Annotated in this window: 24 protein-coding genes and 1 tRNA gene; 12 read left to right on the forward strand and 13 right to left on the reverse strand. The window is 68.8% G+C overall.

From position 1 onward, the window contains the following. Positions 1-74: 74 nt before the first annotated feature. Positions 75-500 carry an HIT family protein gene (locus tag BPODLACK_RS00885; protein ID WP_006435829.1) on the reverse strand — a complete coding sequence of 142 codons (426 nt, stop codon included), beginning with the start codon at positions 498-500 and terminating at the stop codon, positions 75-77. A gap of 194 nt (positions 501-694) precedes the next feature. Here BPODLACK_RS00885 and BPODLACK_RS00890 point away from each other — a divergent pair, with 194 nt between their 5' ends. Beyond that, complete coding sequence (locus BPODLACK_RS00890) at positions 695-1,693, forward strand: DNA adenine methylase (RefSeq protein WP_159404504.1); 999 nt, start codon at positions 695-697, stop codon at positions 1,691-1,693. A gap of 10 nt (positions 1,694-1,703) precedes the next feature. Beyond that, the gene (locus tag BPODLACK_RS00895) at positions 1,704-2,543 is read left to right on the forward strand and encodes a hypothetical protein (protein WP_006435831.1); all 840 of its coding nucleotides are present in this window, start codon (positions 1,704-1,706) and stop codon (positions 2,541-2,543) included. A gap of 8 nt (positions 2,544-2,551) precedes the next feature. On the opposite strand, the gene BPODLACK_RS00900 is transcribed toward BPODLACK_RS00895, so the two are convergent. From BPODLACK_RS00900 to BPODLACK_RS00915, 4 genes are all read right to left on the reverse strand, one after another. Continuing rightward, the gene (locus tag BPODLACK_RS00900; protein ID WP_159404505.1) at positions 2,552-4,009 is read right to left on the reverse strand and encodes a sensor histidine kinase; all 1,458 of its coding nucleotides are present in this window, start codon (positions 4,007-4,009) and stop codon (positions 2,552-2,554) included. After that, entirely contained in the window at positions 4,009-4,731 is a 723-nt protein-coding gene (locus BPODLACK_RS00905; protein WP_159404506.1) for a response regulator transcription factor, read from the reverse strand. The genes BPODLACK_RS00900 and BPODLACK_RS00905 overlap by 1 nt, the downstream gene beginning before the upstream one ends. A gap of 89 nt (positions 4,732-4,820) precedes the next feature. Next, positions 4,821-5,507 carry a DUF899 domain-containing protein gene (locus tag BPODLACK_RS00910; RefSeq protein ID WP_159404507.1) on the reverse strand — a complete coding sequence of 229 codons (687 nt, stop codon included), beginning with the start codon at positions 5,505-5,507 and terminating at the stop codon, positions 4,821-4,823. A gap of 63 nt (positions 5,508-5,570) precedes the next feature. Continuing rightward, positions 5,571-6,779 (reverse strand): winged helix DNA-binding domain-containing protein, encoded by a 1,209-nt coding sequence (locus tag BPODLACK_RS00915; protein WP_159404508.1) that lies wholly within the window; start codon positions 6,777-6,779, stop codon positions 5,571-5,573. 490 nt (positions 6,780-7,269) lie between these two features. Between BPODLACK_RS00915 and BPODLACK_RS00920 the strand changes: the two genes are divergently transcribed. Then, positions 7,270-11,022, forward strand: coding sequence for a WD40 repeat domain-containing protein (locus BPODLACK_RS00920; RefSeq protein ID WP_159404509.1), 3,753 nt, complete (start codon positions 7,270-7,272; stop codon positions 11,020-11,022). A gap of 5 nt (positions 11,023-11,027) precedes the next feature. On the opposite strand, the gene BPODLACK_RS00925 is transcribed toward BPODLACK_RS00920, so the two are convergent. Next, positions 11,028-12,653, reverse strand: coding sequence for a carboxylesterase/lipase family protein (locus tag BPODLACK_RS00925; RefSeq protein ID WP_159404510.1), 1,626 nt, complete (start codon positions 12,651-12,653; stop codon positions 11,028-11,030). A gap of 72 nt (positions 12,654-12,725) precedes the next feature. Between BPODLACK_RS00925 and BPODLACK_RS00930 the strand changes: the two genes are divergently transcribed. After that, positions 12,726-13,079: a Fe-S protein gene (locus BPODLACK_RS00930; RefSeq protein ID WP_159404511.1), complete on the forward strand. Its 354-nt coding sequence runs from the start codon at positions 12,726-12,728 to the stop codon at positions 13,077-13,079. Between the two features lie 36 nt (positions 13,080-13,115). Here BPODLACK_RS00930 and BPODLACK_RS00935 read toward each other — a convergent pair. Beyond that, positions 13,116-13,190, reverse strand: a tRNA-Thr gene (locus BPODLACK_RS00935). A 51-nt stretch (positions 13,191-13,241) separates the two neighbouring features. Next, a complete protein-coding gene (locus BPODLACK_RS00940) occupies positions 13,242-13,628 on the reverse strand; it encodes a RidA family protein (RefSeq protein WP_159404512.1) in 387 nt (128 codons plus the stop codon). A gap of 196 nt (positions 13,629-13,824) precedes the next feature. Between BPODLACK_RS00940 and BPODLACK_RS00945 the strand changes: the two genes are divergently transcribed. The 4 genes from BPODLACK_RS00945 to otsB all read left to right on the forward strand — a co-directional run bounded on the left by BPODLACK_RS00945 (position 13,825) and on the right by otsB (position 17,957). Beyond that, the gene (locus tag BPODLACK_RS00945) at positions 13,825-15,306 is read left to right on the forward strand and encodes a threonine/serine ThrE exporter family protein (protein WP_159404513.1); all 1,482 of its coding nucleotides are present in this window, start codon (positions 13,825-13,827) and stop codon (positions 15,304-15,306) included. Between the two features lie 113 nt (positions 15,307-15,419). After that, entirely contained in the window at positions 15,420-15,581 is a 162-nt protein-coding gene (locus BPODLACK_RS23265) for a hypothetical protein (protein ID WP_005200235.1), read from the forward strand. Positions 15,582-15,585: 4 nt separating this feature from the next. Beyond that, positions 15,586-17,175, forward strand: coding sequence for an alpha,alpha-trehalose-phosphate synthase (UDP-forming) (locus BPODLACK_RS00950; protein WP_159404514.1), 1,590 nt, complete (start codon positions 15,586-15,588; stop codon positions 17,173-17,175). Then, complete coding sequence (gene otsB / locus BPODLACK_RS00955; protein ID WP_159404515.1) at positions 17,172-17,957, forward strand: trehalose-phosphatase; 786 nt, start codon at positions 17,172-17,174, stop codon at positions 17,955-17,957. The genes BPODLACK_RS00950 and otsB overlap by 4 nt, the downstream gene beginning before the upstream one ends. Before the next feature lie 6 nt (positions 17,958-17,963). On the opposite strand, the gene BPODLACK_RS00960 is transcribed toward otsB, so the two are convergent. Beyond that, positions 17,964-18,773, reverse strand: a complete 810-nt coding sequence (locus BPODLACK_RS00960) for a transglutaminase-like domain-containing protein (RefSeq protein ID WP_024500194.1) — start codon at positions 18,771-18,773, stop codon at positions 17,964-17,966. A gap of 70 nt (positions 18,774-18,843) precedes the next feature. Next, entirely contained in the window at positions 18,844-19,971 is a 1,128-nt protein-coding gene (locus tag BPODLACK_RS00965) for an ROK family transcriptional regulator (protein WP_159404516.1), read from the reverse strand. Positions 19,972-20,045: 74 nt separating this feature from the next. On the opposite strand from BPODLACK_RS00965, the gene BPODLACK_RS00970 reads away from it, so the two are divergent. After that, positions 20,046-20,822 (forward strand): SDR family NAD(P)-dependent oxidoreductase, encoded by a 777-nt coding sequence (locus BPODLACK_RS00970; RefSeq protein WP_159404517.1) that lies wholly within the window; start codon positions 20,046-20,048, stop codon positions 20,820-20,822. A 15-nt stretch (positions 20,823-20,837) separates the two neighbouring features. Here BPODLACK_RS00970 and BPODLACK_RS00975 read toward each other — a convergent pair whose 3' ends face one another. Both BPODLACK_RS00975 and BPODLACK_RS00980 read right to left on the reverse strand, forming a co-directional pair. Continuing rightward, a complete protein-coding gene (locus BPODLACK_RS00975; protein ID WP_201450583.1) occupies positions 20,838-22,094 on the reverse strand; it encodes a L,D-transpeptidase in 1,257 nt (418 codons plus the stop codon). Positions 22,095-22,146: 52 nt separating this feature from the next. Beyond that, positions 22,147-22,731 carry a helix-turn-helix domain-containing protein gene (locus tag BPODLACK_RS00980; protein ID WP_159404518.1) on the reverse strand — a complete coding sequence of 195 codons (585 nt, stop codon included), beginning with the start codon at positions 22,729-22,731 and terminating at the stop codon, positions 22,147-22,149. Positions 22,732-22,779: 48 nt separating this feature from the next. Between BPODLACK_RS00980 and BPODLACK_RS00985 the strand changes: the two genes are divergently transcribed. Further along, on the forward strand, positions 22,780-23,592 hold the full coding sequence (locus BPODLACK_RS00985; protein WP_159404519.1) for a class I SAM-dependent methyltransferase: 813 nt from the start codon (positions 22,780-22,782) through the stop codon (positions 23,590-23,592). 43 nt (positions 23,593-23,635) lie between these two features. Then, the gene (locus BPODLACK_RS00990; protein WP_159404520.1) at positions 23,636-24,637 is read left to right on the forward strand and encodes an NAD(P)/FAD-dependent oxidoreductase; all 1,002 of its coding nucleotides are present in this window, start codon (positions 23,636-23,638) and stop codon (positions 24,635-24,637) included. Between the two features lie 15 nt (positions 24,638-24,652). Here the strand turns inward: BPODLACK_RS00990 and deoC are convergent, their stop codons facing one another. Then, positions 24,653-25,330 carry a deoxyribose-phosphate aldolase gene (gene deoC, locus BPODLACK_RS00995; protein WP_174324766.1) on the reverse strand — a complete coding sequence of 226 codons (678 nt, stop codon included), beginning with the start codon at positions 25,328-25,330 and terminating at the stop codon, positions 24,653-24,655. 27 nt (positions 25,331-25,357) lie between these two features. Between deoC and purU the strand changes: the two genes are divergently transcribed. Further along, complete coding sequence (purU, locus tag BPODLACK_RS01000; protein ID WP_006438725.1) at positions 25,358-26,254, forward strand: formyltetrahydrofolate deformylase; 897 nt, start codon at positions 25,358-25,360, stop codon at positions 26,252-26,254. Positions 26,255-26,278 lie beyond the last annotated feature (24 nt).

Raw genomic sequence — 26,278 nt, forward strand, 5'->3', positions numbered from 1 at the left:
TTTCGGCGCAGCAGAGGACTTTGTGCCTTGCTCCCTGAGTAGCCCCGGAGCGTGCGGAGGGGCGTATCGAAGGGTCAGTCGGCGACGTACTCGCCGTAGCCCAGCGAGCGCAGGCTCGCGCGGATCTTCTCGGCCGCGGCGTCGAGGTCCTCGGGGCTGGCGTTCTTGTTCGCGTTGGCGAGGTCGAAGGTCTCCAGCGACAGTCCCTGAAAGACGTGGATGTGCACGTGGGGAACCTCGAGACCGGCGATGAGCAGACCGATTCGCGGCGCGTCGAAGGCGTTCTTGACGGCCTGGCCGACCTTCTGGGCGACCCCGCTGAGATGGGCGAACAGCGAGCCGTCGATCTGTTCCCAGTGGTCGACCTCGTTGCGGGGCACCACCAGGACGTGGCCGGGGGTGACGGGTTCGATGGTCAGGAATGCGACGGCTTCGCCGTCCTTCCAGACGAAACGACCAGGGATGTCGCCGTTGATGATCATGCTGAAGACCGATGCCATGGCCCGAGTCTAGATGTTGTGGGGTCCGGCGACGGGGCGCAGCCGTGTTGTCCACGGGCCTGTCGGGGGTCCATGACATTCTTTTCGGTGTGAGTGGGCCAGAATCCTCCCGACCGGGACGCCGCGTTCGATCCAGCGCAGTCGGATCCAGTGACGTCCTCGCCCGCGCACAACGGTTCCCGCGGCTGCGGTACATGGGGTCGAAGTACCGGCTGCTCCCCCACCTCGAACGCACCTTCGCCGAGATCGGCGGGTCGACGGCCGTCGACGCCTTCTCCGGCTCGGGCGTCGTGTCCTACCTGTTGAAGGCGCAGGGCTTCGAGGTCCTCAGCAACGACTTCCTGCACTTCCCGCACATCATCACGCGTGCCTCGGTGGCGAACTCGAGTGTCCGCCTCGAACCGGAACTCGTGGAGCAGATCTGCGGGCCGGCCGCCGACGACCGCGACTACATCTCCCGCACCTTCGACGGTCTGTACTTCACCGCCGAGGACCGCGAGTTCCTGGACTCGGCGTGGTCGCACATCGACGCGCTGCGCGGCTACCGTCGCGACCTCGCCGTGTCCGCGCTGGTCCTCTCCGCCGCACGCAAGCAACCCCGCGGGGTCTTCACGTTCACCGACTCCACGCGGTACGCGGACGGACGCCGCGATCTCACGATGTCGCTGCGCGACCACTTCCGGCTACGTGCCGCCGCCGACTACAACGCCACCGTGTTCAGCAACGGCTGCAGCAGTCGAAGTGTCCAGGGCGACATCTTCGACCTCGACCTGCCGTGGTCGGCGCCACCGGACCTCGTCTACCTCGACCCTCCGTATGCGCCGCCCGCCGACGACAACGACTACATCAAGCGTTATCACTTCCTCGAAGGGCTCTCCGCGTACTGGCGCGGGATGACCATCATGGAGAACACCAAGACCAAGAAGCTGCCCAAGCGCTTCACGCCGTTCGCCTACAAGCGAACCATCGAGGATGCCCTGCTGCGCACGTTCGAACACTTCGAGGACGCGGGCGCGATCGTGCTCTCCTATTCGTCGAATGCGTTGCCGGGCAAGGACCGGATCGTCGATCTGCTGGGCAAGGTCAAGCCGTCGGTCGAGGTGATCGCGATCGATCACAAGTACAGCTTCGGCACGCACGCCGCGGCGACTCGTCGAGACGTCAGCGAGTTCCTGTTCATCGGACGGGACTGACGCCGAGCACATGAGCACTGCAGTTGACTTCGACGATTATCTGAAATCGTTGGGACGGTTGACCTCTCACGTCGACCCCACCGCCGCCACGCCGGAGGCCGAGCGGATCGTCGAGGCCACCGGACGTCTCGGCGGGCTCCTCGACACCGACATCACCGGACTCGCCGCCTGGGTGCGCGACAACCCCAACGACGTCCCGGTGCTCGGGCTGGCGGTCGGGCTGTCGCAGGAGAAGCTCAAGAATGCGTTGCGCGATCGTTTCGACACCAGCGGCTGGCACGGACTGGCGCGCACCCAGCCCGTCGAACTGGTGACCTGGCTCGACGCGGAGTTCGATCTGGTGCGGATGTTGCGGACCCAGATGGAACGCACCTACACCTTCGCCGACATCCTCGTGGCCCGCGCGGGAACCCGCGCGACCGCGACCCGCGCCGGGGCGTCGGGCCGGCGGATCGAGGACGAGATCGAGGACATCGCCCGCGACCTCGGTCTGGATTACACGACGCGCTCCCGGTTCGCCGGACGCAACGGACGCACCGCACCGGCCGACCTGATCGTCGGCGATCCGAACTCTGCCGACATCGTCGTGGCCGCAAAGGGTTTCGACTCCACCGGATCGAAGCTCACCGACGCCGTCCGCGAGATCGAGGAGATGGCCGAGGTGCGCCTCCCGACGCAGCTGGTCCTGGCGGTGATCGACGGAATCGGCTGGAAGTCACGACAGTCCGACCTCCGACGCATCCATCAGCTGTGGGCGACCCGCCAGATCGACGGCATGTACACCCTCGTCACGCTCGACCGCTTCCGCGCCGATGTCGCCGAGTTCGCCCGGTTGCGGCGCCTCATCTGACGCTTCGCTCAGCTGAGCAGCAGCGGCAGCCGCACCCAGAAGGTCGCGCCCTCACCCGGCGTCGATTCGACGCCGACCCGACCCCCGTGCGCCTCCACGAGGGCGGCGACGATGGACAGGCCCAGGCCGCTTCCGCCGCCCGAACCCCGGTGGCGTGACTGGTCACCGCGGTAGAACCGCTCGAAGACGTGGTCGGCGTCTTCCGGGGCCAGTCCCGGTCCGGTGTCGGCGACCGTCAGCACCACCTCCGATCCGCCGTCAGGATCTGCCTCGACCGCCACCCCGACCGTGATCGACGCGTCGTCCGGGGTGTGGTTGACCGCGTTGCCGATGAGGTTGCGCAGCACCTGCAAAAGCTTCGGCGCGTCGCCGGATACGACGGGCGGCTGGTCGCCGGTCGTCACCTCGAGCCGGATGTCCCGATCCGGGGCGGCCACCCGTGCGGACTGCACGGCGTCAGCGGCCAGGCTCAACAGGTCGACCGGTGCCGTGGCGAGGGGACGCTGCGCGTCGAGACGAGCCAGCATCAGCAGGTCCTCGACGAGCAGGTTCATCCGGCCCGCCTCGTCGTCGATGCGCCGCATGGCATCGGTGACATCGGGAACACCGCCCTGCGAATAGAGTTCGGCGAATCCCTTGATGGAGGTCAGCGGCGTGCGCAGCTCGTGGCTGGCGTCGGCGATGAAGCGTCGCATCTCCTCTTCGGAGGCACGGGCCTGCCGCTCGGAGGCAGCAGTGGTGACGAAGGCCTGCTGGATCTGGCCGAGCATCGTGTTCAGCGAATCCGACAGACTGCCGACCTCGGTGTTGGGTGCGGCCGGCGGAACTCGGCGCGTGAGGTCGCCCGCGGCGATCGCCTGAGCTGTCTCCTCGACCCTGCGCAGGGGACGAAGACTGGTCCGCACCAACAGATAACTGAGCACGCCGATGAGCACCACGACCACGGCGCCGATGGCGAACTGCAGCCAGATCAGCCGGCTCACGGTGGCATCGATGTCCGACATCGGGGTGGCCACGATCGACGTACCGAACCGGTTGCTGCGCTTGATCACCCGCCACTGGGGACCGTGCGGATCCACCGATCCGACGGTCACCGGACCGGCGTTGTCGCCGGTGAGCCGGTCGAGATCCGGGGCGTGGTCGAACTGGTTGTAGACGCTGACCGCCGAGATACCGCCCGGCCCTCGGAGAATCGACTCCACGTAGTACGGCGACGGCGGACGACGCGGCCCCGGCGGGCCGGAGCGCGGTTCGTCGGCCGGAGATCGTGGCTCAGCCCAGGTGCGGGTGGCGTTGACCAGTCCTTCGTCGGCGCGGGAGATGAGGTCCTGGCGCATCGACGAGGTGACCGCCACCCCGGAGGCCAACAGCCCGACGACCACCAGGGCGAGCGTGAGTGCGACCAGGGAGAACCGCAGTGGCACACCGCGCTTGCGCGGCTGCGGCGTCGGAACGGGTGCGGACATCAGCCGCGCGGCTCGCGCATCACATAGCCGACACCGCGCAGGGTGTGGATGAGACGCTTCTCGCCGTTGTCGAGTTTGCGACGCAGGTAAGAGACATAGGACTCGACGACGTTCACCTCACCGCCGAAGTCGTAGTTCCAGACATGATCGAGGATGCGGGGTTTGGACAGCACCGTCCCCGCGTTGACCATGAAATACCGCAGCAGGGTGAACTCGGTCGGCGAGAGCTGGACCGGTTTGCCCGCCTTGAAGACCTCGTGGGTCTCGTCGTCGAGCTCGAGGTCGGCGAAGGTGATCCGCGACGAGGCCTGCTGCTCCTCGCCGAATCCGCTGCGCCGCAGGAGCACCTGCAATCGGGCGACGACCTCCTCGAGGCTGAACGGCTTGGTGACGTAGTCGTCGCCGCCGATCGTCAGCCCGTTGACCTTGTCCTCGACCGAGTCCCGAGCCGACAGGAACAAGGCGGGGGCCTCTATCCCGTCCGCGCGGAGACGACGCAACAGACCGAAACCGTCCATGCCCGGCATCATGACGTCGAGGATCAGGATGTCGGGTTTCCTGCTGCGACATCGGTCGATCGCCGCCGGTCCGTCGGCGGCGGTCTCGACGTCGTATCCCTGGAACTTCAGCGACACCGACAGCAGCTGACGGATGTTCTCCTCGTCGTCGACGACGAGGACCTTCGCGCCGCGCGCGGCGTCGTTCTCGGCCGGTCTGGTCACACGTCTACTGTTCCAAAGTCGCCTGGGGCCTCACTGGCCGGACACTGGGAGGTTCCTGTGAGCCTCGACCTGCGGCTTATCGGCGATCCTCAAGCCGTGGGGTCGCCGTAGGCAGCAGCGATGGCCTCGGAGTCGCGCCATCGGGAGTAGGTGGGAACCTGGGGCCACCCGGCGGGCGAGTCCTGCCACTCCTCCTGGCGCCCCCACGGCAGCACGTCGAGAAGACCGAAGGTGAACCCGAGCTGTTCGGTCCCACGACCCGCGGTGTGCCAGGTGCGGTACACCGTGTCGCCGTCTCGTAGGAAGACGTTGATCGCGAAACCCTCACCCGGCGCGGCGTCGACGTCGGCGGAGAAGGTCGTCCCTGCCGAGGAGTACCAGTCCATGCGGTTGCCGACGCGCTTCTTGTAGGCCAAAGCTTCCTCGATCGGGCCGTGGGTGATGATCACGAACCGGGCGTCGTAGTCGGCGAGGAAGTCCAGTCGGCTGAACTGCGCCGTGTACCCGGTGCATCCGGGGCACTGGTAGGTCGCGCCGGGATTCCACATGTGGTTGTAGACGATCAGCTGCGACCTCCCGTCGAAGACGTCGACGAGACGGATCGGCCCGTCGGGTCCGGTCAGGGTGTAGTCCGGCATCTCGACCATCGGCAGGCGACGGCGCTGCGCGGCGATCGCGTCCAGTTCACGGGTGGCCGCCTTCTCCCTGGCGCGCAGTTCGGCCAGCGCGGCGGTCCAGGTGTCGTGGTCGGCCACGGGTGGAAGTTGATCGCTCATCGCGGTGCCCTTTCGATCGATGCGGATGGTCCCGCAGAGGCAGACCGCGGCGCGGAGCTCAACTCATCGCTGTCGCATGTACGGCGCGGCGTACCCGATCTTCATGGGTGCCTCGCCGAGCCACGCCGCCAGCTCCGCGGCCCGCGCGTCGAGTTTCCTCCGGGCCTCGGCCGGCAGGGGTTCGAGCGGGTGGATCGCGATCGAGTTGTCATCCCGGCGATACCAGCCGCCGACGATCCGCCCGTCCCACCACGCGGTCTGGCCGCCGTTGCCCACCGAGTCGAAGACCGCGGGTCCGTGATCGCCGAGATAGAAATCGCGCTCCTTGAAGCCCATCGTCGTGGGATCGAGTTCGGGCAGCAGCACCGCCTGCGGTTCGCAGTCCTCGTCGTCCCCGTCCCCGTTGTCGCTGTCACTGTCGCCGGGAAGGTCGTCGGGCAACACATGACCGACGCCGCCATCCAGGTCGACCTCTACGGTGCCGAGGTCGGCGAGCGCGGCACGCACCGCGGTCTTGGTGGAACCCAGCCACCACACGATGTCGGTCTCGGTGCCCGGGCCGTACGTGCGCAGCCAGCGTTCGATGAGGGCTTTGTGCCCGTCGTGCACACTCGGCACGTCCGGGGTCTCGCCGAGCCACACCTTCATCGACGTCCACGCCGGCCGGGACAGATGCCAGTCGAGGCGGTTGGGTCCACGGACGATGTCGCCCGAGGCGTCGAGCATGTTGAGCACCCGCGGCCCGAAATGACTCTTGCCGGCCCACGACTTGCCCTCGCCGAAGATGATCGACCCGTCCAGGGCGGGCAGTCGGCCGCGGAGTTCGGTCGACGTCAGGGACTCGCCGCCGGCGAGCTCGGCGAGGACCGCGTCCCGCGCGGTCTCGATCCAGCCCTCCGGGTCGTCGACCTCGGGAGTGCGCCGGAGATCGCGGAGCATATTGGTGCGCTCGGAGGCAGAGATGCGGGGACCGAGCGCACCGATCGACTCGGCCAGGAGATCTCGGGGGAAGGCGAAGAGTGTTCGGCGCATCGCGAGATGTCTGACGAGGGTCCGGTCCCCGTACAGCGCAGTGTCGATGTCGGCGCGGGCGAGACCGTCGACGCGCGCCCAGGCGGACAGATACACCGTCGACGGCGTGGTCGAGTGGAGGCCGACCATCGTCCTCGCGGCGTCGACGGCGGACGGCGCTCGCGACGCGGCGTCGAGATGCATGCGACGCATCAGACGGGAACGGCGCTGGGCGTCGGTGATGCGGGGTCGCACTGGCATGCCGCGATCCTAGTGATCTGCCGAGCCGAGGAAGCAGATGAAAAGAGGGAGCCGGGAAGAAGAGGGGAAGCGGGTGCCGGAGACCGGCCGACCCCCATCGACCCGGTACCCCGGCACCCGCCCGGTTGCGTGGGCCGGACGACACACAGCCCCCGACGGGCAGTGCCTGAGAACACCTCCGTGTGTCCTGCGACCGACGCATCCTTACGCTCCCGACCCCCGGTCGGGAACGCTCACCAAGGAGACCCCACCGCGCGAGCCGAGTACAGCCGCCGTCCGGAATCGGGCGCGAATATCCAGGTCAGGACGCGAACGGACTATCCGGACCGGACACGGACGAATCCGGATCCGGACGTGTTCAGGTCAGATGACCTGGTCGCTCGTGGCCGACGTGTCCGTCGCCACGTCCTCCGACGCTGGCGCCCCCGTCCCGCCTGTCGCAGAATGGGTCGGTCGATCAATCGTGCAGTCGGAGCGTGGAGTCGGGTGAGTGGATTTCGGTGAAGCGCTCGCGCGCCTGTTCGTGCAAGCGGGTCGCCCCACCCTTCGGGCATCGGCGGCCCGGGCCAAGGTCTCCGCGCAGCGCATCAGCGACTGGCGCAACGGGCGGCATCTGCCCCGCGACTTCGCGACCGTCGAACCACTCCTGGTCTGGCTGACGTCCCGGGCGGTGGCCGCGGGCGTCGCCGATGCCCTCACGATTCCCCAGTGGCGAGAACTATGGCACCGTCACCTGAATCAGGAGGCTCCCGAAACCCCGGCGCCGCCGGCCCGCCACGCCCGACCCTATGCCGGACTGGCCACGCTCACCGCCGCCGACAGCGAGCTGTACTTCGGCCGCGACGACCTCGTCGGCATCCTCGTGGACACGATCATCACCGCCGGGTCCGGGCCCTCGATGCTGTCGCCCTCTTCCCGGCTCGTCGTTGTCACGGGTGTGTCGGGCTCGGGCAAGTCGTCGCTGCTGCGTGCCGGACTGGCCCGTGACCCGCGGATCTCGACACCACGTCTCGCGGAGGTCACCCCGGACGGGCTCACCATCGCGCCGCCGGTCGACGGTGAGACCGACGCGGTCATCGTCATCGACCAGTTCGAGAACGTCTTCTCCCTTGCGGACGAGCTGCGATCGGCCACGATGCGCGAGGTCGAGGAACTCGCGGCCGACACCGTCGTGGTGGTGGGGGTCCGCGCGGACTTCTTCAGCCAGTGCGTGGAACACCCGTTCCTCGCCGACGCGTGGCAGAACCGCTGCGTGATCGTCTCGGAGATGACGCGCACCCAGCTCCGCGAGGTCATCACCGCCCCGGTCCGGCTGGCCGGTGGACGTATCGAGGCAGGCCTGGCCGATGTGATGATCACCGACCTGTACGAGGCGTCGACGGTCGGCGACCGCGCCGGGAGGCTGCCTCTGCTGGCCCACGTCCTCCAGGCGACCTGGGCACGACGGTCCGGCAACCGCATGACCCTCTCCGGCTATCGCGCGACCGGTGGCATCGCCCGCGCGGTCGCCGACACCGCGGAAGCCGCGTGGGAGGCCATCGCCCCCGAACACCGCGACCTCGCCCGCGCGGTCCTGTTGTCGCTCGTACATGTGGGTCCGGCCGGGATCGCGCTGCGGGTGCCGCTGTCGACCTCGACCGTCAGCAGCCGCTTCCCACCCGAGGTCTCGACCGTCATCGACGAGTTCGCGCAGGCCCGGCTGCTGACCGTGTCCGCCGAGTCGGTGATGCTGGTGCACGACGTGGTGCTGACCGCGTGGCCGCGCCTGGCGGCGTGGATCGCCGACGACTCCGACACCCACGTGTGGTGGCAGCAGCTCGACGCCGACACCCAGTCGTGGGTGGACAACGGCCGGAGCCGCTCGTTCCTCTACACCGGTTCGCGACTCGACGACGCCAAGCGTCACCGCGAAGCCCTGCGCAGCAACTACGTCCACCTGTTGAGCAGGGACAACGACGAGTTCCTCGACTCCGCGGTCGCGGCGCAGCGTCGGCGCCGACTGCTGCAGGTGGGTGCGGTCTCGGTGATCGCGGTCCTTGCGATCGCGGCGTCGATCACTGCGGTCATCGGCTTCCGACAGGCACACGACCTGCGACAACAGCGAAACGCCGCGGAACGCGCGGCCCTGCTGTCCCACATCGACAGCATGGAGTACTCGAATCCGTCGTTGGCGGCGCGGCTCCTCCTCGTCGCGCATCAGCTCTACCCCGACGATCCGACGGTGGCCGGGCGCCTGCGCGGCGCGGCCACCAGCCCGCTCGCCACACAGATCACCGGTCACACCGGCCCCGTGTACGACCTGGCGTTCGACCGGTCGGGCCGCTACCTCGCCTCGGCGAGCGGCGACCGCACGGTCCGGGTGTGGGAGAGCACCGACAGCACTCCGCGGTACCGCGCGGTGGCCACCCTGCACGGGTTCGGCAACTACGTCACCTCCACCGGCTTCCACCCAACGCGACCGCTCCTGGCCACCTCCAGCGGTGACGGTTCGGTCCGGATCTGGGACCTCTCCGATCCCGCCCGGCCGGTGCTGCGGGTGACGGTGCCGCTGCGCCGCGGCACCGTCTACATGGCCCGCTTCTCCGCCGACGGCCGCACACTCGCCGCCTCGTCCGACGACGGTTCCATCACGGTGTTCGCGGTGTCGCCGACCGGGACACTGCGCGAGACCGCGGTGATCCGGGGTCACCGTGCCGCCGCGCGAACGCTGTCCTTCAGCCCCGACGGACGGCTGCTCGCCAGCGGCGGGGACGACCGCGTCGTGCGTCTGTGGACCACCGGCGAGCGGCCCGCGCCCGTCGGCGGACCCATCACCGGGTTCCCCAGCATCACGCACGCCGTCGCCTTCAGCCCGGACAGTCGCTCACTGGCCGTCACCGGCGACAGCCCGAACGCCCAACTCTGGGACGTGACACAGCCGCTGTCCCCCCGGCCGCTGAGCACGGCACTCCCGACTGCCACCGCCGGCTCCTGGTCGGTCGCTTTCGATCCGACGGGTTCGCAGGTCGCCTCGGCACGCGCCGACGGCACGGTCCGGGTGTGGAACACGACGAATCGCAGTTCGCCCACGGCCCAGTGGGCGCTGCAGACCGCCTCCGAGCAGGGTTCCGTGCGCACCTTCTCGGCCGCCTTCGACCCGACCGGTGACCGCCTCGTGTCCGGACGGTCCGACGGCACTATCGACGTCTGGTCGTTGCCCGACCGTTCGGTCCCCGACCGGGGCGGCACGATCAGCGGGGTGGCCACCGACCCGGCGCAGCGCATCCTCGCGACCGTCGGCTCGGACACCACCCTCAACGTCTGGACCCTGGACGGCGCGGAGATGTCCCTGCGTTCCCGCACTCCCGTCCAGCGGCGGGTCAACGATCACCCGCGCGTCTCGGTGAACGAACGCGGAACCCTCGCGGCGACGGCCAACAACAACGGCGGTCTCGTCGAACTGTGGGACATCGGCAACCCGGACGCACCCCGTGCCGCAGCCAGACTGCCGGTCGCGACGCGCTACTCGTTCCCGGTCGGGTTCGCGCCCACCGGCAACGTCCTCGCGACCGGCGACACCGACACCACGATCGCCCTGTGGGACACCAGCGACCCCACCTCGCCGACCCGCATCGGCGCTCCCCTGCGCGGTCCGGCCGACCTCATCCGCAGCGTCGCCTTCAGCCCCGACGGCACCCGCCTGGCGGTGACCTCCGACGACAAGCGCGTGTACCTCTACGACCTGACCACTCGGGACACCAACCCGGTGACGGTGATCGCCGACGACGCACCCGTCACGCAAGCGGCCTTCGACGACGACGGCGAGGTCCTGGTCGTGGCCGCCCGCGATCTGTCCACCTGGCGGCTGCCGGCAACGGACACCGACGGTGAGGCCGAACTGATCGACCGGCACGAGGACATGTACGCCAACACGCTGTCCATGTCGCCCAACCGGATCGCGGTGGGCACCGCCACGCACGAGCTGATCAGCTTCGCGCTCGCCGACGACGGCACGCTGAGTGATCGGCAGTCGGTGGGGTCGCTGCTCAACTCCACCGACACCACCACGACCTGGCAGGTCCCGGTCCGGCTCCCGGCGGACGACGAGATCATCGCCGGCGGCGACACCACCGGCAACGTCTACGTGCACACGCTGGCCGTGCCCGAGGCCCGCGAATGGGTATGCGACAGCACGACTCCCATGACCGAGGCGCAGCGGGAGACCTATCTGCCCCACGCCGACATCCGGGGCGACTGCGACTGAGGTGGTCAGCGGAAGCCGAGCACTTCCTCGCCCCACGCCTCCCACAGGTCGCCGTCGAGATTCTGGACCACCCGGTCCTCGGCGTCGATGCGCAACACCGGTCGTCGACCGGTGTCGTAGGTCGGCCAGTCGTCACCGAGCGGGCCGGCGTCGGGTGCGCGACCGTGCGCGAACGACGTCCACCGGCGCATGAGTCTCTCCGACACGGCTTCTCCGTGTCTGCGTCCGCCGAGCAGGAACGTGATGTCCCGCGGACCCGAACCGAGATTCCCCCATACATAGGGCACCTCGGTGGCATGGGCGGCGCCGAGACCCAACAACCGGAACATCCGGGTGGTCCAGTCATATCGGTAGACATAGACGGGCGCCCGGTGTGCATGGGCGTCCGCGAGCCACAGCGTGGGCATGCGGAACGCGACGTCGCGCGCCACCCCGAGACCGGTGACCTTGGGACGCAGACCCGAGTACGCCGAAAGCACCTGTGCGCGTTCGGGCAACACCACCTCGGGGTACTCCTCGCGCATGCCGGCGAACATCCGCTCGATCTCCTCGGTCGTGATCGGCATGAGCGGCGACTTCATGTATTTGAAGAGGTTCGCCTCGTCACGGTTGGTCCCGATGATCAGAGGTACGGGCAGCGCCCGACCATCACGGTAGACGTCGAGGGGATGTTCGGGCAGCAGGTCGCCGTCGACCACCGGGGCGAAGGCGATGGTGCCGGGCGATTCGGTGGGAACCTTGGCGAACAGTTCCGTGGTCAGCGTCGAACACCTTGCGCCGTCGAGGGATTCGAGCCGTTCCACCACCCCCGCCGTGTCGCCCGGGTCCTCGACACCGGCGGTCTCGAGCAGCATCTGCGCGACGCGGGCGGCCCGGCCGGCACCGTACATCGACGTCACCGGCGAACTCTGCGCGATCGCGCGGCCGAACAGTCCCTCCGCCGCGGGCATCGTCAACAGCGCGGTGACGAGCCCGGCGCCCGCCGACTCACCGAACAGGGTCACCTTGTCCGGATCGCCGCCGAATGCGGAGATGTGGTCGCGCACCCAGGCCAGCGCCGTGAGTACGTCGCTGAGGCCGACGTTCGACTCGAAGCGGGGATCGATCGACGACAGGTCGGCGAACCCGAGCACGCCGAGCCGGTAGTTCAGGGTCACGATCACCACGTCGCCGGTGGCGGCGAGCGCCGCGCCGTCGTAGTACGGCTGGCTACCGGAACCCAGCACGTACGCTCCGCCGTGCAGCCAGACCATGACCGGCAGTGCGACGGCGTCGTGCGCATGTTCCGACGCCCCCGGCGGTGTCCACACGTTGAGGAACAGACAGTCCTCGTCCATCACGACGTCCGGGCCGAGCCGGACGGCCGGGTTGAGTTCCTGCGGGCACACGGCGCCGAACATCTGGGCGTCGATGACGGCGTCGGCGTCGCCGTCGGGGATCAGCGGCCGGGCACGACGCCATCTCAGGTCGTCCAGAGGGGGCCGCGCATATCGGATACCGCGCCAGACGTCGGCGCGGTCGGTGGCGACCCCGCGGTAGGTACCCAGTGCGGTACGAGCAAGCGGATCCGCGACCGGGGACGCCGACGTCGTCTCGGCTACGGCGGAGATACCGGGTTCGTCGTGCTCCATCTGTACATCGTGCCCTGCAAGAGGAACCACGGGTGGCCGGAATGCGCACCTCGGCTGGGTAAAGTGCAGACCATGGATGTACTACGCAACGTCGTAATTCTGCTGCACATCGTCGGCTTCGCGGTGACCTTCGGAACCTGGGTCTCCCAGGCGGTCACCCGTGAGTTCCGGTTCACCCGCGTCATGGACTACGGCGTACTGCTGTCGTTCATCACCGGACTCGCGCTCGCCGCGCCGTGGCCCGCCGGGATCGACCTGAATTACCCGAAGATCGGCATCAAGCTGGTCATCCTCGTCGCCCTCGGTGCGATCCTCGGCATCGGCAGCGCGCGACAGAAGCGCACCGGTGAACCGGTGCCGCGTGCACTGTTCTGGGCCGTGGGCGCGTTGTCGCTGCTCGCAGCCGGTCTCGCCGTCATCTGGTGACACGAGAGGTGGCGGGCGTTCGAGCCCGCCACCTCGTGGAGCCCCCTGTCAGGATTGAACTGACGACCGCTCGCTTACAAGGCGAGTGCTCTACCACTGAGCTAAGGAGGCGTGCGTGCGCGAGTATATCCACCGCGCCCGTGCCCGCCCCATCGGACCCGGTCAGGCCGGGATCGCGGCGACCGCCTCGATCTCCACCAACTGGTCGTCGTAGGCCAGTACCGAGACACCCAGCAGGCTGCCGGCCGGCTTGTGGTCGCCGAAAGCCGCGGTCACCGCATCCCACGCGACCACCAGATCGGCTTGCAGGTGTTCGGCGACGAAGACGGTGACCTTCGCGACGTCGGTCAGCGACGCGCCTGCCTCGGCGAGTGCGGTCTCCAGGTTCGCCATGCACTGCCGGGCCTGTTCGCTGACGTCGCCGGGGGCGACGGTGGCGCCGTCCTCGTCGATGGGTGCGGCACCCGCGGTGAAGACGAGACTACCGGGGGCCACTGTCGCACTTCGGGTGTGACCGTTACGGGGACCGTTGATCTGCACTGAGGACATGCCACGATCCTAGAGTGCGCCGGCGAACTGGCGGCCCCGCATGAGATCCGCCGTGTCCGGGTACCGCAGTGTCGGTACCGCCGTGTGCTGGTGGTTCGCCGACGAGATCGATTCGGTGTCAAGATCGGAACGGCAGTCGTCGACCATCGTCGACTCCGACCGACCGCGAAGGTCCGACCGATCCAAGGAGGCATGGGTGCGCGAGTTCCTCGGCCGCGCGCTTCGTCGGCTCACCGGTACCCGGCAGGCGACGATCGACACGATCGAACCCGGCAGCATCATGGTGTCGCCGCGCAAACCGATCGAACCGTTCGACGTCGCGGCGATCACCGAGGTGCTCGACCTCGCCACCAAGATCGGCGCCGTCCTGCTCGACTCGGGCACCGGCGCAATCGACACCCAGACCCAGATCAAGTTCGTCGCAGGCGTTTACGGCCTCGACGACGTCGACGTCGACGTGACGTACAACACGATCGTCGTCAGCGCCCGGCGAGGCGCCACCCTCCCGCCGATCACCACGATGGAGCAGGTCTACTACCGCTCGATGGACTTCACCCGGCTCGCCCAGGTGGACCGGCTCGTCCGGCGCATCCGCGACTCCGGCATCACCCCGTCGACCGCGCACCGGATGGTCGACGAGATCATCACCGCGCCACATCCGTACCCGCACTGGGTCGCGACGGTCGCGTGGGGCGCGATGGCGTCGGGGATCTCCGTCCTGCTCGGCGGCCAGTACCTGGTCGCCGCCCTGGCGTTCCTCACCACGGTCGCGATCGTGGTGATCAACCGGAACCTCAACCGGATCGGTACGCCCGTCTTCTTTCAGCAGCTCGTCGGCGGATTCATCGCCGTGGTCCCGGCGGCCCTCGTCTTCGGCGCGGCCGACCGGCTCGGTGTGGAGATAACACCGTCACAGGTCATCGCCGCCGGCATCGTCGTCCTGCTCTCGGGGCTGTCGCTCGTCGGTTCGGTGCAGGACGCCATCACCGGCGCCCCGATCACCGGCGTCGCCCGGTTCTTCGAACTCCTCCTCATGACCGGCGGCATCATCGCCGGTGTCGGTGTGGCCATCCGGCTGCTCGAGGCGGGCGGCATCTTCCTGCCGACGATCACCACGACCACCAGCTTCGAAGCGGTGGAACTGCCGATTCGGGTGGCTGCGGGCGCCTTCGCGGCCTGCGCCTACGCACTGGCCAGCTATGCCGAGACACGCGCGCTCGGGGTCGCCTTCCTCGGCGGCCTCATCGGTACCGCGGTCGCGGCCTCGGCGACCTTCACCTCCATCGGCGACGTGATCGCCAACGGTCTCGCCGCTGCATTCGTCGGACTCGTCGGCGGCCTGATGGCCCGCCGCGCGCTGACGCCGCCGCTGGTCGTCGCGGTCGCCGGCATCACCCCGCTCCTGCCGGGTCTGGCCGTCTACCGCGGCCTGTACGGCATCCTCAGCGAACAGACGCTCAGCGGTTTCACCTGGATCGCGAACGCCCTCGCCATCGGATGCGCCCTCGCCGCGGGCGTCACCCTCGGCGAGTTCGTCGCCCGGTCGCTGCGCCGGCCACAGCTGCCCCCGCGGCCCGACTGGAGCCTGCGGCGCCGCCTCCTCGCCCAGCGCGAGGCCCGCGAGGGGCGGGCGATCCGCCAGAACCGCCGGTGGCCCCCACCACCGCGGCGGTTCTGAGCACCCTCATCCCCCGGGTAGAATGGCGAATCGGGCGCGCCACCCACCGGCCGCTCGAGCCCGTACGGCCCCAGGCCACACCGCGACACCGCACGCACTACGAGGGGACTCACATGCCCGCGAAGACCACCGACATCGCCGACGAAGAACTGGAACCGGTAGCCGACGAGACCGCGAATTCGGCGCGTCGCGTCGTGGCCGCCTACGCCACCGACGCCGACGAATGCCGGATGCTGCTCGCCATGCTGGGGATCGCGCCGGGCGAGAACGCCTGATCAGGTGACGCCGCGACCGGCTGGAACCGGGCACGACGCCGCCCGAGACCGCGAGCACGGGGAGGGGCCCAACCGGGTTGCTCCGCACGACGGCGCAGAGTTCGTCGTCGTCGCCAACCGTCTGCCCGTCGACAAGGAGGTCCTGCCCGACGGCACTGTCAACTGGAAGCGGAGTCCCGGCGGCCTGGTGACCGCCCTCGAGCCGATTCTGCGAGCCAACACCGGTGCGTGGGTCGGATGGTCGGGCATCCCCGATTCCGACGACAATCCCCCGGACATCGAGGGCATCGACATCCACGCGGTGCCGCTGTCCACCCGGGAGATCGCCGAGTACTACGAGGGCTTCTCCAACGGTGCACTGTGGCCGCTCTACCACGACGTCATCGTCAAACCCGAGTACCACCGCGAGTGGTGGAACACCTATGTCGAGGTCAACCGGCGGTTCGCCGAGGCCGCGTCGAAGGCGGCCGGCGAGGGTGCCGTCGTGTGGGTGCAGGACTATCAGCTGCAGCTCGTCCCGAAGATGCTGCGCATGCTGCGGCCCGACGTGAAGATCGGCTTCTTCCTGCACATCCCGTTCCCGCCGGTGGAACTGTTCATGCAGATGCCGTGGCGCACCGAGATCGTCGAGGGCCTCCTGGGCGCCGACCTGATCGGTTTCCACCTGCCCGGCGGAGCTCAGAACTTCCTCTTCCTCGCGCGCCGGCTGGCCGGCCAGGCCACCAGCAAGGGCACCGTCGGTGTCCGGTCGCGCTTCGGCGTCGTCCAGGCCGGCTTCCGCACCGTGCGCGTGGGTGCGTTCCCCATCTCGATCGACTCCGGCGAACTCGCCGCACTGGCGAAGACCAAGAAGATCCGTGATCGGGCCGCCGAGATCCGCAAGGAACTGGGCAATCCCAGGACGATCATGCTCGGCGTCGATCGACTCGACTACACCAAGGGCATCGACGTCCGCCTGAAGGCGATCTCGGAGTTGCTGGACGAGGAACGGCTCGACCCGTCCGAGACGGTGATGATCCAGCTCGCCACCCCCAGTCGGGAACGCGTCGAGAGCTACAAGCGGATGCGCGCGGGAATCGAGCAACTGGTCGGCAACATCAACGGCAACCACAGCAGCACGGTGAGTCGGCCGGTCGTCCAGTATCTCCACCGACCGGTGCCGCGCGATGAGCTCATCGCCTTCTTCGTGGCCGCCGACGTCATGCTGGTGACGCCCCTGCGCGACGGCATGAACCTCGTGGCCAAGGAGTACGTGGCCTGCCGCAGTGACCTGGGCGGCGCCCTGGTGCTCAGCGAGTTCACCGGTGCCGCAGCCGAATTGCGGTCGGCGTACCAGGCCAACCCGTATGACCTCGACGGAGTGAAGGACGCCATCGAAGCAGCGGTGAACCAGAGCGAACACGAGGGACGACGCCGTATGCGGGCGCTGCGCCGACAGGTACTCGCCCACGACGTCGACAAATGGGCCCGCAGCTTCCTGGGTACTCTCGGCGAGAACTCGGAGACCGAACTGGAACCGAACCGCGGTGTACACCTGGTGGACTCGGACGCCGAGGCCGCTGAGGCGTCGAACGAGGTCGTCGACAACGTATGAGCGACACCGGGATTCCCGCGGCGCTACGCGAAGCCCTCGACGGGGCCGCGCGCGCACGTCGGCTGCTCGTCGCGTCCGACTACGACGGATGCGTGTCGCCGATCGTGTCGCGTCCGGAGGACGCGGTACCCGATCCCGCGTCGGTCATCGCCCTGGAGGCGGCCGCTGCGCTCGCCGACACCGAGGTCGCGGTCATCTCCGGTCGTGAGCTCGCCGTCCTCGCAGCTCTGTCCGGCCTGTCGGCACCGGTGACGCTGGTCGGGAGTCACGGCAGCGAGTTCGACACCGGTTTCGCGGTCGAGGTGACCGACGAGGCACGCGCACTGCTCGTCCGGCTCATCGACGAATTGCGCGGCATCGCAGCACGATTCCCCGGCTCGACGGTCGAGACCAAACCCGCGAGCACCGTACTGCACGTCCGCAACGCGGACCCGGATGACGCCGTGACGGCACTCGAATGCGCACGATCCGGCCCCGGCGCCTGGGACGGCGTACATCCCACCGAGGGCAAGAGCGTGCTCGAACTCGCGGTCATCGAAACCAGCAAGGGACATGCGCTCGACACCCTGCGGGAGCGTCTCGACTGCGACGTCGTCATCTACCTGGGCGACGACGTGACCGATGAGAAGGCGTTCGCGCACCTGCGTCCCGACGCCGGTGACATCGGTATCAAGGTCGGCGACGGGGATACGGCCGCCGGCTTCCGGATCGGGGACACCGACGACGTCGCCGCCGTTCTCGATCACGTGGCCACCGCGCGGCGAGGCGTTCTCGGCGCCTGATCCGGTTCAGCCGATGGTGATGCGGGTCGTCGCGTCGTCGTAGGGCAGGTCACCGCGGACCGTTGCGGTCACCGCATAGGAGTTGAGGGTGATCGTGCCGCGGTGGTTGTCGAGGAAGGCGGTGTCCGCGGCGTCGCGTCCGGTGGCGATGCGGACGAACGACTGCCGGGGGGCCAGCCGCGTGGCGTCGACGACCACCCATCGACCGTCGATGATCGCCTCCGCGACAGCGTGGAAATCCATCGGGGAGCATCCCGGCGCGTACACGGCGACGAGCCGAGCCGGGATGTTCAGCGCTCTGAGGAGTGCGACGACAAGGTGTGCGTAGTCCCGGCACACCCCGGCCCCGGCGAGCAGGGTGTCGACGGCACCGTCGATGGGGTCGCTCGTCCCGGGAATGTAGCTGAGCCGTTTCTGGACGAAGGTCACCACCTGATCCAGGAGTTCCCCCTCGGGCAGTGACAGGTCGAACTGCCCGGCGACGAACCCGAAGAACTTGTCGCACTCCGCATACCGACTGGGCCGCAGGTACCGCGACCGGTCGGTGCTCTCCACCGGGAGCGGGTCCGCGGGAGTGAGGATCTCGGCGGTGTAGTCGATCGTCAGCAGTCCACGGTCGAGCTGCATCCGGTGGATCCGCGACCCATGGTCGGCGACCAGTTCCTCCGCGGCGACGGCCTCGCCGTCCAGCTCGATCTTGAGTTCCTCCTGCAACTGCAGGCCGGGCAGCTTCGCGACCGTGATCTGCATCTCGAGTTCGGTCGGGTCGTCGATGCGCACCTCGAGCCGGGCGGACACATCGCGGGGCAGGGTCATGTCCCCCACCGTAGGTGATCACCCCCGGCTCGGCACACGTGGCGGTCGGCGTCCGCGAACCGACGGCGGTTCAGAGTGTGGCGACGGCGGCGATCGGATCGGCGTAGATGACACTCAGCGCCACCACGACCGCAGCGCTCTCCTGAACGTGCACACCGAATCTCGACGGCGCGATCTCCAGCGACCACTCGATGGTCGACGCCTCGTCGAAGGCCGCCTGTACCGGCGCGAGGCCCCGCGGGTGCGCCGAGAACGCGTCACCGGCGACGACGATCGTGTCGGGGTTGATCACGTCACGGATCAACGCGGCCGCCTCCCCGAGGACCCGCGCGCGTTCGTCGACGATGCGGGACGAATCCGGGTCGATGCCGAGGCGCTGCGCGGCGGCCAGCGCCGCGTCGTCACCGATGACGTTCTGCAGCCGGACGCGGGTGAGTCCGGGAGCCAGCACCGGCGCGGACACGGGTAGGTGCGCAATGGTCCCGGCGCCTCGTTCGGGGATGTGCACGCGCCCTTCGAGAGTCATTGCCATACCTGCGGTCTCGCGGGCGTAGAAGAACAGGCCGGTCCCGGACCCGTCCCGCGGTCCGGCCAGCAACAGTTCCGCGGCGGCCATCGCCTCCACGTGTTCACACACCGACACCGGGGTGTCGAGGCGGGCCGCAAGGGTTGCGCCCACCGGGAGCTGATGCCACCGGAGAACACGGTGATCCACCACACCCGTCTCGACGTCGACCGCGCCGCCGACGGCCACCCCGCCCCACAGCAGACGTCGTCCGCTGAACCGGCCGGCGAGCTCGGCGAGCTGCGCGCACAGTTGCCCGATCGCCTCCTGCTGGTCACCGGACGGGGTGAGCACGACATGACTGTGCAGCGTGCGCCCACCGAGATCGGCGATCACCAGCACGGTGCGCCGGGCACCGATGTGCATCCCCGCGACGCACAGCGAGTCCCGGTCGATGGTGAGCGGATTCTTCGGGCGGCCAATGGTTTTCGGACCCGCAAGATCGGGTCGCTCGGCGATCAGGCCGTGGGCTGCCAGCGCATGGACCTGGCGATTGATCGTCGCCGCGGACAGGCCCGTCGTCGCGGCGAGCTGATCCCGGGTCACCGGCCCGCTGACCCGGATCGCATGCAAGACCGCGGCCGCCGGAGTGGACGTCAGTTGCAGCGCCGCCGGGATCACTCCCCCACGCATGGGACGAATGTAGCAGTGCGCGAGCGCACACCGACGCGTCGGCGGGATGTCGCATTGCGTCGTAAGGTGGGCGCATGAGCCCTGACACCAGCACCGACGCCACCGCACCGACCTCTGATCAGCGACCGATCGCCGTCGTCACCGGCGCGAGTTCGGGGATCGGCGCCGCCACCGCTCGTCAACTCGCGAAGCAGGGCTACCACGTGGTACTCGGCGCGCGGCGCGTCGACCGTGTCGAGGCACTCGCCGCCGAGATCGGCGGCACCGGCAAGCAGCTCGACGTCACCGACGAGGATTCGGTGGCGGCGTTCGTCGAGGGCCTCGACCGCGTGCACGTACTCGTGAACAACGCCGGTGGTGCCAAGGGCCTCGACCCGGTTTCCACCGCGAACCTCGACGACTGGCGCTGGATGTGGGAGACCAACGTCCTGGGCAGCCTGCGGATCACCAAGGCCCTCATCCCCGCGCTCATCGCCTCGGGGGACGGACTGATCGTCGCGATCACCTCCGTCGCCGCGCTGGAGGCCTACGACAACGGTGCCGGCTACACCTCGGCCAAACACGCTCAGGCGATCACCCACCGCACCCTGCGCGGCGAACTCCTCGGCAAGCCGGTGCGTCTCACCGAGATCGCGCCGGGCATGGTCGAGACCGACTTCTCGCTCGTGCGATTCGCCGGCGATCAGGAACGCGCCGACGCCGTCTACGAGGGCCTCACCCCGCTGACCGCCGAGGACGTCGCCGAGGTCATCGGCTTCGTGGCTTCCCGCCCGCCGCACGTGAACCTCGACCAGATCGTGCTCAAGCCGCGTGACCAGGCGTCGGCGCGGCGCAACATCAAGACGGGCTAGCGTTCGCTCCGGGGGCTAGCGCGGAGCGGGAACGTTGGTGGTCGGGGCGCCGCTCGGCGTCGCCGGCACCGACGACTCCGTCACCTCGCCCTTGATCGCCGACATCCCCTGCCAGGTCTCCCAGTCGAAGATCCAGTCGTAGATGTCACCGTCGGCCTCCGACAACTGGATGCGCGTACCCGAGACCTCCACGGGGTCACCGTAGACGGCGGTGGTGAAATACCGCTCGGCGTCGGCCTCGGACAGGTTGATGCAGCCGTTGGTGACGTTGGCCGTGCCCTGTACGTTTACCGTCTCGGGATTGGCGTGGATGAACTCGCCGTTGTTGGAGATGCGCACGGCCCAGCGTTCCCGGATGTTGAAGTAGCCGGCCGCCGGGTTGCTCATGAAGAACTCGTCGTACTTCTCGGTGACCACGTGGATCCCCGACCGGGTGACGTTGCGGTCGAGGTCGCCACCGCCGTAGCTGCAGGGCAGGGACATCAGTTCGGCGCCGTCCCGGATCACGACGATGCGGTGCGAGGACTCCACGGCCTGCACCACCTGTGCGCGTCCGATCGAGAAATCACTGGTCACGTCGGCCGCCCCATAGGCGCCGCCGCCGTGGTCGAGGCCGTACAGCTTCGCGTCCATGTGCACCTTGGTGCCGGGGGCCCAGTACTCGCGGGGACGCCAGTGCACGCGAGATCCGTTGTCCTCGCCGAGCCAGGCCCATGACCCCTCGGTGGGCGGCGTGGTGGTGACGGTGAGGGCCCGCTCCACCTCTTCCTTGTCCTCGACGGTCCCGTTGAACTTCAGGATGATCGGCGCCGCGATGCCGACCTCCTGACCGTCGCCGATGTTGACCACGACGTTCAGCTGACTCGACGGCTCGAGCGTGGTGAAGCTCCCCGCCACCGGCACGGTCTTGCCGTCGGTTCCGAGAGCTGTTCCGCTCCAGGTGTATTCGGTGCCATAGCCCAGGGGCTCGGCGATGGTGTAGCTCGTCCGGTCCTCCGACAGCCGGCCGTTCACCACTCGCCCGCGCGGATTCGTCAGCTTCACATCGGGGTTGAGCGTGCCGTCCGCGGCCTGCACGGAGATCTCGGCGATCGGGCTGGGCGCCTCACCGTCGAGCGGCGGGGTGAAGGTCAGCCGGACCTTGGGTTCGGCAGGTTTGTCGCCGCCCGAGCCGGCGTCGGAACCCGTACACGCCGCGATCGCGACCCCGAGTACGCCGACCCCGGCCGCGGCGAGCACAGCACGTCGGTTCACCGGGGCCTGAGAAGTCATCACGCGCTCAACACTACCGACCGCACGTGATCGAGCGGGTGAGCCGCGTGGCTCAGGCCGGCTCCTCGGCGACCGTCGCCACGGACGGCATGTGGGCGCGCTCGCCCGCGTGATCCATGATCGAGAGCACCTCCACCGGACCGTCGTGAGCACAGATCGCGTGCGGGATCATGGTCGAGAACTCCGCGGCATCACCTTCCGGGACGATGATCGTGCGGTCGCCGAGCCGAAGCCGCACCGTGCCCGAGAGCACCGTGAACCATTCCCGACCGGGGTGAACCCTCAGGTCGTCGAGCGGTTCTTCACGTTCGAAGCGCATCTTCGCGACGGTCACCCCCTGGGGGCTGTTCTCGCGCGAGAGCAGCCACATCGTCATCCCCTCGACGGTGTGCGGCTGCGGGCGGATCACGACGTCCGTGTCGTCGGCGGACTCCACGAGCTGATCCAGCGTCGTACCCAGCGCTCGGGCGATCGGGACCAGCTGGTCCAGCGCGACCCGCCGATGTCCGGTCTCGATACGGCTCAGCGTCGACGGGGAGAGGTAGCACCGCGCAGCCAGGGCGTCGAGGGTCCAGCCCTTGGCCAGCCGCAGGCCACGGATGCGCTGGCGGACGACCGCGTCGAGTTCTTGCGTCATAGGCAAGATGGTATGCCCCTAACGCATAGTCGCGCTACCGTCGATCCCATGGCCCACTCCCATGAGCACGCGCATCTCGCGTCGGCACTCGACCTCGACGCCGAACTCGTCGGCGGCTACCTCGACGACGCGGCGGCGGCGATCACCCGATCCCTCGGCCGGACTCCGCAGCGGATCGTCGACCTCGGCGCCGGGACCGGCACCGGGACCGAGGCTCTGGCCCGGCACTTCGACCGGGCGCAGGTCGTGGCGGTCGACAGTTCCCCGGAGATGATCGCCCGCGTGGGCGAACGGGCCCGCGCCGGCGGATTCGAGTCGAGAACCACCACCCTGGTCGCCGACCTCGACGACGGACTTCCGCCGCTGGGCTCCCCGGACGTGATCTGGGCCGCCATGTCGCTGCATCACGTCGCCGACCCCGCCGCACTGTTGCGTCAGGCGGCCGCCGCGCTGGCCCCGGACGGCGTCGTCGCGATCGTGGAGATGGCGGGCCTGCCGCGGTTCGCTCCCGACGCCGACACCGCGCTGGGCACACTCGAGGCCCGATGCCACGCCGCCGCTTCCGGCGCCGGATGGGAGGCCATCGTGGACTGGACCGACACCCTCGACGCTGCGGACTACGACGTGCTGTACCGGGACACGATCCACGTGGCACGTACCGGACCGAGCGAGAGCGTCGCCCGGTACGCGGTCCACTGGTTCAGCCAGTTCCGGCATCGACTGGCCGACGACCTCTCCGGCTCGGAGCTGGCATCCCTCGATCGCCTCATCGCCCCCACCGACCCCGCATCTCTGCACAGGCGCGCCGATCTCACGATGACCGCCGGACGCCTGTTGTGGGTCGCAAAGCCGGCCGTCTGAACACCCTTGCGGCACCTGACCACCGACACCCGAGCGAGGACTCATGAACTCCACCACCGACTCGACCTTCACCGAAACCGGCTCCGTCACTGTTGATCACGACGTCGCGATCATCGGGGGCGGATCCGCAGGACTGAGCGCGGCGACCACACTCGCCCGTTCGCTGCGTTCCGTCGTCGTCATCGACGGCGGTGAACCCCGCAACGCCCCTGCCGACGGTGCCCACAATGTTCTCGGCCTGGAGGGCATCCCGCCGCTCGAACTCCTGGCGCGAGGACGTGCCGAGGTCCGCGGGTACGGCGGTGAGATCCGCCCCGACACGGTCGTCGACGCCCGCCGGGACGGCGATCGGTTCGTCCTGGCCCTCGCGTCGGGCGACACCGTACGGTCGCGACGCCTCTTGTTGGCGACCGGTCTCGTCGACGAACTCCCCGACATCCCCGGCGTCGCCGAACTGTGGGGACACGACGCCCTCCACTGCCCCTACTGCCACGGCTACGAGGTACGCGGGTCCCGGATCGTGGTGCTGGCGACGAGCCCGATGTCCGCCCACCAGGCTCTCCTGTTCGGACAGCTCAGCGACGACGTCACCGTCGTCGCCCACAGCGCCGAGGCGCTGGGTGAGCAGGAGCGCGCGAACCTCGGCGTTGCCGGGATCCCGGTGATCGACACATCGGTCGAGGGGCTACGAATCCGCCACGACGCGACGGACACCGGCGGTGCGATCCCCCGCCTCGACGGTGTCGAGTTGTCCGACGGCACCGTCCTCGACGCTGACGCCGTCGTCGTCGCACCGAGGTTCGTGGTGCGCGGAGATCTCTACGAACGACTCGGCGGCACTCTTGCGCAGACCCCGATGGGCGCGGTCGTCGAGACCGGCCCGATGGGTGCGACCGCGATTCCCGGCGTCTGGGCGGCCGGCAACAACACCACGCTCAACGCGGTGGTGACCGTCGCGATGGGTGAAGGGGTCTCGGCCGGCGCAGCGATCAACGCCGATCTGGTGATGGCCGACGTGCAACAGAAACTCGCCCCCGTCGCGTGACCGGCCTCGCCCCGATCACTCCGGGAAGCCGTCGAGCACGGTCGCGGACGACGACAGGCCCAACCGGGTCGCGCCGGCGGCGATGAGCTCGGCGGCGAATTCCGCCGTCCGGATGCCGCCGCTCGCCTTGACCCCGACACGGTCGCCGACCGCGGCACGCATGAGGCGGACCGCCTCGACACTCGCCCCACCGGCGGGGTGGAAACCGGTCGAGGTCTTCACCATGCCCGCACCCGCCCGCTCGGCACGGCGGCACACCTCGGTCACCGTGTCCGGGCCGGCGAGCTGCAGCAGGACCGCGGACTCGATGATCACCTTCAGCAGCGTCGAATCCCCCACCGCCTCACGCACGGTCAGCACATCGGCGAAGACCTCGTCGAACCGGCCGTCGACCGCGGCGCCGACATCGATCACCATGTCGACCTCATCCGCCCCGGAGTCCACCGCGAGACGCGCCTCGGCGGCCTTGACCAGCGAGTGGTGCTTTCCCGACGGGAAGCCGGCAACCACACAGGTCCGCTGGGAGCCCGTGTCGATCGGCAGCATCGACGGCGACAGGCACACCGCGAACACACCCAGGCGGGCGGCCTCGGCAACGGCGGCCTCCGCGTCGGCGCGGGTGGCCTCGGGCTTGAGAAGCGTGTGGTCGATGATGGCGGCGACGTCGCTACGCCGCAGGTCCGTGTTCGTCACATCGACGAGCTTGGCACACTGAGGGTCGTGACGAGCGGACAGACGACCCCCACCGACCAGACCGAGCACCGCTACGTGCTGACGCTCGGCTGCCCCGACCGCACGGGCATCGTCGCCCGGATCTCGACCTTCCTGACCGAGATCGGCGGCTGGATCACCGAGGCCGGGTACCACTCCGACCCCGACACCGGCTGGTTCTTCACCCGCCAGGCCATCCGTGCCGACACGGTCTCGTTCAGTGCCGAGGAACTACGCGCACGCTTCGCCGCGGAGGTCGCCGCCGAGCTCGGCCCCGAGACCGAGTGGCGCCTCACCGACACACGTGAGGCCAAGTCCGTGGTTCTCCTGGTAAGCAAGGAAACCCACTGTCTCATCGACCTTCTCGGACGTGCACATCGAGGCGAGTTGCCGGCGACCATCAGGGCCGTCGTCGGCAATCATCCCCAACTCGAGGAGTTGGCGACCCGTTTCGAAATCCCGTTCCATCACGTCCCGTTCGGGGGAGAGCGAAAAGCGGAGGCCTTCGCCGAACTCGCCCGGATCGTCGACGGTTACCAGCCGGACGCGGTGGTCCTGGCCCGGTTCATGCAGATCCTGCCGCCGCAGCTGTGCGATGCCTGGGCCGGCCGCGCGATCAACATCCACCACAGCTTCCTGCCGAGCTTCATCGGCGCCCGCCCGTATCACCAGGCTTTCGCCCGGGGCGTCAAACTGATCGGCGCGACATGCCATTACGTCACCGCAGACCTCGACGCGGGTCCGATCATCGAACAGGACGTGATCCGTGTCGATCACAGCGACTCGGTGACCGACATGGTGCGTCAGGGACGCGACATCGAGACGCTCGTACTGTCCCGCGGACTGCGCTGGCACCTCGAGGACCGGGTCCTGGTGCACGGCCGAAAGACGGTGATCTTCAACTAACCTCGCCCCCTGAGGTGCGAGCGA

This window comes from Gordonia sp. YY1 (genome assembly GCF_009872315.1).
GTDB classification, from domain to species: domain Bacteria; phylum Actinomycetota; class Actinomycetes; order Mycobacteriales; family Mycobacteriaceae; genus Gordonia; species Gordonia amicalis.